Source organism: Thermocrinis sp. (assembly GCF_036781485.1).
GTDB lineage: Bacteria > Aquificota > Aquificia > Aquificales > Aquificaceae > Thermocrinis.
Genome location: NZ_DAIQAX010000015.1, coordinates 21,704 through 29,462 on the forward strand (window position 1 = coordinate 21,704; position 7,759 = coordinate 29,462).

Here is a 7,759-nt window from a genome sequence, read left to right on the forward strand (position 1 = left end):
CCAACAGCACTCTTATCCCAAAGCTTAGTGCAATCTCTCTATATCTAATATTTTAAAAACCTCCTTATAGGGATGTAAGGACGCTTCCAATTCCTCTTCTAACCTCTTTCTACCTAAAATTTTTTGGCCTACATCCAAAAGAAAAGACAGAAAACCTAAAACATCCTCCCTTCTACCTATGGGATCAACTCTGAAATAAATCCTTCCCTCCACTAATTTGAGGAGGTCGGAAGATACCAGATAGTGGAGTATGCTTTGAGTTGTTTGGCTGCTATGCCTTATAATTATGCCATACACCGTATTTATAAAGAGAAGATGTAATACTTCCCAGAAGTTTTCCATATTCTCAAAGGGAATAAGCTCCAATAAGAAATTATCCTTATAGGGTTCCATTTTTGATACCTTTATCTCATCTCTATCCAGCAGCGAGGCTAACAAGGTCCCATTTTCATATAAAAAATAAATTCTTTCATTTCCCTTTCGGAGTGTCAGCAAACCACTGAATCCTCTCTTTACAATCCCTATGAAGAGCTTCCCCAATTCTACAAAATCGTCGAAAAGGTTGTTTACTAGTTTATTTGTTGAATGTCGTAGCATGAACTTTTCTAAAAGATTTTCAGGCATGCTGATTATGCTCATTGTATAGCCATTTTCAGGACTAAGAAGAAAGTCAAAAAGATCACAGCTATATGGATAAAGCGCTGCAAAATTGCCTCTTTTGAAATAAGCATTGTAACTACTGTTAGGTCCGTTTATACTAACCAAACCGGTAAATTTACTTAGTTTAAGGCTTTCAAATAGGGAGAATGTGTTTACGTTTCTTACATCCACATTCCTAACTATGTAGTCTATTTCATAGTTTTTTTTGCTAGCCTCTGGGGCTAAAAACTGTCCTATATCCAAAAACCCAGATTGGAAAAGTTCTCGTATTTTTCTCATTTCGGGAACTAGGTTCTGTTTGGACGTCAGAATAACAAAGGCAAAAGTCTTCCCATTATAATGATGCATTCCTTCAAAGGGTCTTAGTACTCTAAAACTGGCAAATGGTGTTATGATAAAGCTTAGAATGGACTTAAACTCTTGGTAAGCAAGCTGAAGCTGTAAGATTAACTCTTCGGCAGATATGGGCTCATGAAGCTTGAAAAAACTATCTTTATCTATGCCTGTTTTAAAGGTGAAAAGAGCACTTGGATTATCTAACATACTAAAAAGGTTATAAAGCAGTAGAGAGGATGTGTTAATCTCGGCAACGGTCAACCCTTCTGTTTCTACATAAAAACCCTTTATATAGCCTTTCTCAATGTACAGTTCTATAGATTTACCCTCCAAATAAATTTCGAGTATGCCTTCTTTGTTGGAAAGATACCCATTAACCAAATCCACAAAGTCCTGTTGAGAAGTAAAATAGCCCGATATCATCCCAGTATCCGCTCCAGACGTGATAGCAAGAGACTTTCTATCATATTAAAGGTCTCTTTAACCCCCTCCCCTTTAATAGCGCTAGCACATACCGATGTCAGTCTATCCTTATTTATTTCCTTCTCCAAGACCTCAAAGGGAAGCACGTTTTCCAGGTCCATCTTGTTGTACTGGATTACCACAGGGACTTCCTCGTATCTTTTGCCTATCTTGGGTAAATCCTCACCCTTCAAAACCGTTAGCCTTATGTCTTTGTATATTTCTTGACCGGGCACTGTATAAAGGGCAAAAGAAGCAGTCATGTTGCTAACTGGCACTTTCTTAGTTGAAAAATCAAAGACTAAGGTTTTTTCACCCTTTGTATCTATTTTTGTAAGCTGTAAACCTTCCAATTTGGAAATGCTCTCTAAGTTAGTAGTTTTACCAGACATTGCAGGCCTATAATACACAACTTTTAGCCTTATGAGCTTCTTTTCCAAATCCACAATCATTTTCTCCCTCCTAGTAAGGAATAGTATAATATTAATCCCAAAAGTTATTAGGAGGTAATATTATGGCAACCATAAGCTATGAAGAAGCACTGCAGATGTTAAAAGAGCAGTTGAAGGGTTTGGAAGAATCTGTGAAGATGGAAGAGGTGGGAGTTGTTTATTACGTTGGTGATGGCGTGGCAAGAGCTTACGGATTGGACAACGTAATGGCAAACGAGGTGGTTGAGTTTGAAGGTGGCACGCTGGGTTTGGCTTTCAACTTAGAAGAGGACAACGTAGGTTTGATTGTGCTTGGCAGTGAAAGTGGTATAAAGGAAGGCTCTCTGGTCAGAAGGACGGGTAGAATTCTCGATGCTCCCGTGGGCGAAGGTCTTATTGGTAGGGTTATAGACCCCCTTGGAAATCCCCTAGACGGAAAGGGCCCAGTGCAGTATGAATACAGGTCTCCTGTAGAAAAGATAGCTCCTGGTGTGGTAAAGCGTAAATCTGTCCATGAGCCACTGCAAACGGGTATTAAAGCAATAGATTCAATGATTCCCATAGGAAGGGGCCAAAGGGAGCTTATTATAGGAGACCGCTCTACTGGTAAAACTACAATATGCATAGACACCATACTTAACCAAAAAGACACGGATGTTTACTGCATATACGTAGCCATAGGACAAAAGAGGTCAACCACTGCCCGGATTATAGAACTGCTTGAAAGAAGTGGAGCGATGGAATACACATGCGTAGTGGTCGCTTCTGCCACAGATCCTGCATCCTTGCAATACTTGGCTCCCTTTGTAGGATGCACCATAGGGGAATACTTCAGGGACAACGGAAAGCATGCACTTATAATTTACGATGACCTTTCAAAGCACGCAGAAGCTTACAGACAGCTATCTTTGCTTATGAGAAGACCACCGGGAAGGGAGGCATACCCAGGGGACGTTTTCTACCTTCACTCAAGGCTTTTGGAAAGGGCTGCCAAGCTCAACGACGAGCTCGGAGCTGGATCCTTAACCGCACTGCCCATAATAGAAACAAAGGCTGGGGACGTGGCCGCATACATTCCCACAAACGTTATATCCATCACAGACGGGCAGATATACTTGGAGCCTGACCTGTTTAACAAAGGTGTAAGACCTGCCATAAACGTGGGTCTTTCAGTTTCTCGTGTAGGTGGTGCGGCACAGATAAAGGCTATGAAACAAGTGGCTGGAACTCTTAGGTTGGATCTGGCTCAGTTCAGAGAGCTGGAAGCGTTCGTTCAGTTTGCCTCTGAACTTGACAAAGCAACTCAGCAGACCATCAACAGAGGATTGAGACTTGTAGAGCTTTTAAAGCAAGAGCCATACAATCCCATACCTGTGGAAAAGCAGATAGTGGCCATATATGCGGGGACCAACGGATACTTGGATGACCTACCTGTGGAAGCGGTCAGAAAGTTTGAAAAACAGCTATACACATACCTTGATAAACAAAGACCCGACATCCTAAAGGAAATAAAAGAAAAGAAAGCTCTTGACGAAGATCTAAAGAAAAAGATAGATGAAGCGCTCAAGGACTTTAAGTCTAAATTTACACCTTGAAGGTTTATGTAGGATGTAGTGGTTTTTACTACAGAGACTGGGTGGGGGTTTTCTACCCCCACAATTTAAAAAGACAGGAGTGGATAAAGTACTACGAAAGGTTTTTTAACGTATTAGAGCTTAACTCTTCTTTTTATAGGTTTCCAGACAGAAGTAGTGTAAAAAGTTTATTGGAAAGGACCAGTAAGCTTAAGTTTTCTGTAAAAGCCCATCAAGTTTTCACACACAGAAGGAGCTTCTTCTCGGAGGATGTAAAAAGATTTATCTATTCCATAGAGCCCATGATTGAAGAAGAGAGGCTCATAGCCATCCTCTTCCAATTTCCACACAACTTTGGATACTCTGCAGAAAGCCTTGAGTATTTAAGGAAGATATCTAAGGAGTTTAAAGGCATAGACAAGGTGGTGGAGGTAAGAAACAAAAGCTTTAGGAGGGCTGACTTTTACCAGTTTTTGGAAGAAAATGGTTTTTCCTTAGTGAATAGTGATGCGCCGAAGGATAAGAGGTTTTTGGTGGGACCTTGGGTGGGAGTTGGAGCAATAAACTACGTCAGACTTCACGGGAAAGACCCAGAGCACCTGTACGACTATCTTTACTCTTTGGAAGAGCTGATAAAGATTAGAAGTAAAATAAAAGAGTTGGGAGATAGGGAGACTTACATATTTTTTAACAACACTGCAAAAGCCAAAGCTGTGCTAAACGCTCTTCAAACTAAGCTCTTGTTCGGTATTGATGTAGAGATTCCAGAAAGCTTACAAAGAGCCTTTGAAGAAAGGGAGTGGGAATGATAAATCGCACCTTGCTTTACGGAGAGGGGCTTTTTGAAACCATGAAACTGCCCATATCGGAAAAAAGGCTTAGACTACACTACGAAAGGCTAAAAGGGTCAGCAGAATTTTTTGGCATACCCTGTCCAAGTTACGAAGAGTTTAAAGAAGACTGCATGGTAGAAGTAAAGGATCAATCTTACCTTAAGTTTTGTCTGATAGCCAAGGGAGAGGACTACTACGGCGGAAAGGCTAACGATTATGGGAAGATGATCATACTCAAAAAGCTCAAACCCATTCAAGGGACTATAAAACTCACACTTTCATCCTACAGAAGACACTCTACAGAACCCATTTGTAGGCACAAGACCACAAACTATCTATTTAACGTAATGGTAAAAAGACAAGCTTTGCAAGAGGGTTTCTACGATGGGATCATAGTAAATGAAAGGGATGAGGTATGCGAAACTTCTTCTGCTAACCTTTTGTTCCTTAAGGGAAACACTCTTTACACGCCAGCCAAGGAAAGTGGAATACTTGAAGGCACTACCTTGAGGATTTTGAAGGAATTTATGGATGTTAAGGAGGAGCGCATAAAGGTTGAAAGGTTAAAAGATTTTGAGGGTGCTTTTATAGTTAATGCCTTGATAGACTGCTTACCGGTTGAAATTGAAGGATTTGGCTTAAGGATTCTGAAGGGCGTGTCTTTGGAGATAAAAAAAGTTATTGAAAGGTTTGAATTTGATGTATAATATAAAAGGTAAAGGGTGCGTAGCTCAATGGCAGAGCGGGCGGCTCATAACCGCCCGGTTGGGGGTTCGAGTCCTCCCGCACCCAATTTACTGTAAAAACCTACCAAGCACATCTCCAAAGAACACAAAAACTCCGATCCTTATAGCACGTGCCAAAATGCTGGCTAATATAAAAGTCAAAAAGGGCATGTTAAAAATCCCAGCCAGCCAGCACACCAACTTATAAGGCTCTCCCAAAAGGACTGCAAAAAATCCATACCTGTTAAAAAGCGCCTCTCCTTTTGTGTAAAGCCTCTCTTTAAAAAGTCTTTTTACAAAGCTCTCTCCCAAAAGCTTGGCTAAAAAGAAAGCAACCACCGCACCTAATATATTTCCTACAAAGGCAACAAAACCGGCTGTGTAGGGGTTTAGCTTAAAAAAGGGTGCAGCTGCCACAAAGGGATAAGGTGGTACTGGTTGGATTATAGACTCGGTAAAGGAAAGAACGAATAAAGCGGTATAGCCATGAGACAAAACAAAGCTTTCTGCCCAAGCCTTAAGCTCTGGGAAAAACTTCTCTATCAAAGCTCCACCTCCATCCCATCGTAAGCGCATATTGTTTCCACGCCTGTTTCCCTTCTTACTTCTACCGCTATGTCTTCTAAGCTGTGGCTTGAGAGCACTTCGTAGCCAAAGTGGGTAAGTATGGCAAGTTTGGGCTTTAGATGGGAAAGGATTTTTTTAGCATCCTGAACGGTAAGATGCTCTATGTATTTTTTCTTCTCGTAAAGGGTGGTGTTTATTATGATAAGGTCCAGACCTTTTGGATAGACTTCAAGCATTCTGTCCTCGTAAAGTGCGCAGGAAACGTATAAAATCCTCCTGTTGTATAAAATGGCGTAGGTTTCTGTGTGGTGGTGTTTGTGTTTCATAACAGCCTTTATGCTCAAGCCTTTGTATTCGTATTCTTTCCCTTCTTCTAAAATAAATTCCCTTGCAGTCCTCTCCCTTCTGACAAAGGGAAGGACTACTCTGTTTTCTCCTTCAAGGGCAGAAAGCGGAGCAAAGAGGACTAAATCCCTTTTCTTTCCTCCATCGGTGGCAGCTTCAATAACTGAATTGATATCCGAAGAGTGGTCCAAGTGTATGTGGGATAAAACTACGCAGTTTAAATTCCTTGGGTCAAATCCCATATCGTGAAGATAGACAAAGGCTCCAGGGCCAGGGTCTGTGTGGATCCAGAGGTCAGAAAGTCTTAAAAGAAAGCCACCAGAGCGCCGGATGCGTCTGAAAACGCTTGCCCTCCCGCCCGCAGTGCCTACGAATATCAGTTTATCACTCAAGGATTATGGAACCGCTTGGACAGTCCTGCGCTATCTGAAAGACTCTTTCTATAAGACTTTCAGTTACAACCTTTGCATACACTATAGGAATGCCGTCTCCTCTGTCTGAGAATATCTCTGGTAATTCTTCGTAGCAAAGCCTGCAGGCAGTGCAGGTATCTATGTCAATCTTTATGCTTCCTCTGTAATTATGGACCCACTGGGGCATTCGTCCGTAACCTCTTTTACCTCCTGCTCGAGCTCTGAAGGCACAACCATCCAACCATCCGGACCAGGTGATACCACTTCTGCAATTCCATCCCCTCTGTTTTTGTATACTTCTGGCACTCTATCGTAGCAAAGCTCACAGGATGTGCAGGTATCCGGGTCTACTTTAGTCTTCAAAGCCATACTTTAACCTCCTAAAAGTTTTGGATTGCATAAATTATATCACATTTAGAAAATAAATATGTCTTTCATATAACTCCGAGTGTTTCTGCCACTGTTTTACCTATAAACGCTGGGTTTTCTATAACATATACCCCAGCGTCTTTTAATGCAGCCATCTTTGCCTGAGCTGTTCCCTTTCCTCCTGTTATTATTGCTCCAGCGTGCCCCATCCTTCTACCAGGAGGAGCGGTTATACCTGCTATGTATGCAAAGACGGGTTTTTTGACGTTTTCTTTTATGTATTCTGCCGCTTCCTCCTCTGCAGTTCCTCCGATCTCTCCAATCATAAGTATGGCTTGAGTTTCTGGATCCTGATTGAACATAGCTATAACGTCTTTGTGGGATAGTCCATGCACTGGGTCTCCACCTATGCCTACCGCGGTAGATTGTCCAAGGCCGTAGCGCGTAAGCTGATAGGATGCTTCATAAGTTAGGGTGCCACTTCTGGAAACAATTCCAATGTTTCCCCTCTTGAAAATATGCCCTGGCATTATGCCTACCTTTGCCTCTCCGGGGGTGATAACTCCGGGACAGTTGGGACCTATGAGCTTTGCGTTGGGATAGTTTTTAATCATGTAGTGTTTTACCTTCAGCATATCCCTTACTGGAATACCTTCTGTGATGCAAACTACAAGCTCTATGCCCGCATCTAAGGCTTCCACTATGGCATCTGCCGCAAAGGCAGGTGGGACGAATATAAGGGAACAGTTAGCTCCCCTTTCTCTGACCGCTTCTTCTACAGTGTTGAAAACTGGGATATCCTCTACAGTTTGCCCACCCTTTCCGGGAGTAACTCCAGCCACCACCTGCGTGCCATAGGCTTTACACTGCAAAGCATGAAAGGACCCTTCCTTTCCAGTAATGCCTTGGACCACAACCTTAGTATCCTTCCCCACCAGTATTGCCATATCAAACCCCCATAAAAGAGTGTAAAGATTATAGCACAAGTGGTCTTTATTCTTGCTTATGTGGGACTTCTAAAAACTTGTAGAGCAAAAACTTAAT

10 protein-coding genes and 1 tRNA gene are annotated in these 7,759 nt (G+C 42.0%); 4 read left to right on the forward strand and 7 right to left on the reverse strand.

What is annotated here, in order from left to right:
- Positions 1 to 24: 24 nt before the first annotated feature.
- Both V7P40_RS07430 and V7P40_RS07435 read right to left on the reverse strand, forming a co-directional pair.
- Positions 25 to 1,419 carry a hypothetical protein gene (locus V7P40_RS07430; RefSeq protein ID WP_333785344.1) on the reverse strand — a complete coding sequence of 465 codons (1,395 nt, stop codon included), beginning with the start codon at positions 1,417 to 1,419 and terminating at the stop codon, positions 25 to 27.
- The gene (locus tag V7P40_RS07435; protein WP_333785345.1) at positions 1,416 to 1,910 is read right to left on the reverse strand and encodes a gliding motility protein; all 495 of its coding nucleotides are present in this window, start codon (positions 1,908 to 1,910) and stop codon (positions 1,416 to 1,418) included. Before V7P40_RS07435 ends, V7P40_RS07430 begins: the two co-directional genes overlap by 4 nt.
- A gap of 62 nt (positions 1,911 to 1,972) precedes the next feature.
- On the opposite strand from V7P40_RS07435, the gene atpA reads away from it, so the two are divergent.
- From atpA to V7P40_RS07455, 4 genes are all read left to right on the forward strand, one after another.
- Positions 1,973 to 3,484, forward strand: a complete 1,512-nt coding sequence (atpA, locus tag V7P40_RS07440) for a F0F1 ATP synthase subunit alpha (protein WP_333785346.1) — start codon at positions 1,973 to 1,975, stop codon at positions 3,482 to 3,484.
- Complete coding sequence (locus V7P40_RS07445) at positions 3,481 to 4,272, forward strand: DUF72 domain-containing protein (protein ID WP_333785347.1); 792 nt, start codon at positions 3,481 to 3,483, stop codon at positions 4,270 to 4,272. Before atpA ends, V7P40_RS07445 begins: the two co-directional genes overlap by 4 nt.
- Positions 4,269 to 5,003, forward strand: coding sequence for an aminotransferase class IV (locus V7P40_RS07450; protein WP_333785348.1), 735 nt, complete (start codon positions 4,269 to 4,271; stop codon positions 5,001 to 5,003). The genes V7P40_RS07445 and V7P40_RS07450 overlap by 4 nt, the downstream gene beginning before the upstream one ends.
- Positions 5,004 to 5,016: 13 nt before the next feature.
- Positions 5,017 to 5,088 (forward strand) — tRNA-Ile (locus V7P40_RS07455).
- A 2-nt stretch (positions 5,089 to 5,090) separates the two neighbouring features.
- Here V7P40_RS07455 and V7P40_RS07460 read toward each other — a convergent pair.
- The 5 genes from V7P40_RS07460 to sucD all read right to left on the reverse strand — a co-directional run bounded on the left by V7P40_RS07460 (position 5,091) and on the right by sucD (position 7,662).
- Positions 5,091 to 5,597 carry a VTT domain-containing protein gene (locus tag V7P40_RS07460; protein WP_333785349.1) on the reverse strand — a complete coding sequence of 169 codons (507 nt, stop codon included), beginning with the start codon at positions 5,595 to 5,597 and terminating at the stop codon, positions 5,091 to 5,093.
- Positions 5,564 to 6,325, reverse strand: coding sequence for an MBL fold metallo-hydrolase (locus V7P40_RS07465; protein ID WP_333785350.1), 762 nt, complete (start codon positions 6,323 to 6,325; stop codon positions 5,564 to 5,566). Before V7P40_RS07465 ends, V7P40_RS07460 begins: the two co-directional genes overlap by 34 nt.
- Positions 6,318 to 6,533 (reverse strand): ferredoxin, encoded by a 216-nt coding sequence (locus V7P40_RS07470; RefSeq protein WP_333785351.1) that lies wholly within the window; start codon positions 6,531 to 6,533, stop codon positions 6,318 to 6,320. The genes V7P40_RS07465 and V7P40_RS07470 overlap by 8 nt, the downstream gene beginning before the upstream one ends.
- Positions 6,497 to 6,715, reverse strand: a complete 219-nt coding sequence (locus V7P40_RS07475; RefSeq protein ID WP_333785352.1) for a ferredoxin — start codon at positions 6,713 to 6,715, stop codon at positions 6,497 to 6,499. The genes V7P40_RS07470 and V7P40_RS07475 overlap by 37 nt, the downstream gene beginning before the upstream one ends.
- Before the next feature lie 65 nt (positions 6,716 to 6,780).
- Positions 6,781 to 7,662 (reverse strand): succinate--CoA ligase subunit alpha, encoded by an 882-nt coding sequence (sucD, locus tag V7P40_RS07480; RefSeq protein WP_333785353.1) that lies wholly within the window; start codon positions 7,660 to 7,662, stop codon positions 6,781 to 6,783.
- Between the last annotated feature and the right edge of the window lie 97 nt (positions 7,663 to 7,759).